General features: G+C 59.7%; 1 protein-coding gene. It reads right to left on the bottom strand.

Annotation, left to right across the window (positions count from 1 at the left end; all coding sequences use genetic code 11):
- Positions 1-76 precede the first annotated feature (76 nt).
- A partial coding sequence (locus tag PROAA_RS13585) for a protoheme IX farnesyltransferase (protein ID WP_186411854.1) occupies positions 77-596 on the bottom strand: 520 nt, incomplete at its 5' end.

Genomic DNA, 596 nt, shown 5'->3' with positions numbered 1-596 from the left:
GGGAGCTGCTGCCAAGGCAGATACGGCCGCAAAGAGCGCGACGCAAACCTTGAAAGTCACTGAGAACGCCCGCAAACTAAAACTGGGCGTCGATAATTGCACCGAGGAGCACCAGCGTTAACTGGATTAGCGAGGCGTGGAAACAGGTCATGGCCGTTTTCCGGTTGGTGTCCCGAGCCAATAGCCAGGCCTTCTGGATGAACAGCAGGCCACCGGTAACGGCGCCGGCAAAGTAGATGGCGCCGAGCCCGAATGCCAGTGGCAATAGTGACGCAGCCACCAGCGCCAGGGTGCTGACAAAAATGACCTTCGCCGCCCGTTTGTCCCCGACGACCACCGGCAGCATGGGGACACCGATCGAAGCGTAATCGGCCCGGAAAGCGATGGCAAGACTCCAGAAATGCGGTGGGGTCCACAGAAACAGCACGAAAGCCAGAGCAAGCGGGACTGCGCCGATATTCGGGTCAGCCGCCGCAGCACCAGCGAGCACCGCCCAGCTACCCGCCAAGCCTCCAAAGACAATGTTGAGCCAGGTGTGGCGCTTCAGCCAGACGGTATAAACGATGGCGTAGAAGAAAGCCCCCAGAAAGACATAC

The organism is Candidatus Propionivibrio aalborgensis (assembly GCF_900089945.1).
In the GTDB taxonomy this organism is placed as follows: Bacteria; Pseudomonadota; Gammaproteobacteria; order Burkholderiales; family Rhodocyclaceae; genus Propionivibrio; species Propionivibrio aalborgensis.
The sequence above is the reverse complement of the archived record's forward strand: the minus strand, read 5'-3'. Positions and strand labels throughout refer to the sequence as shown.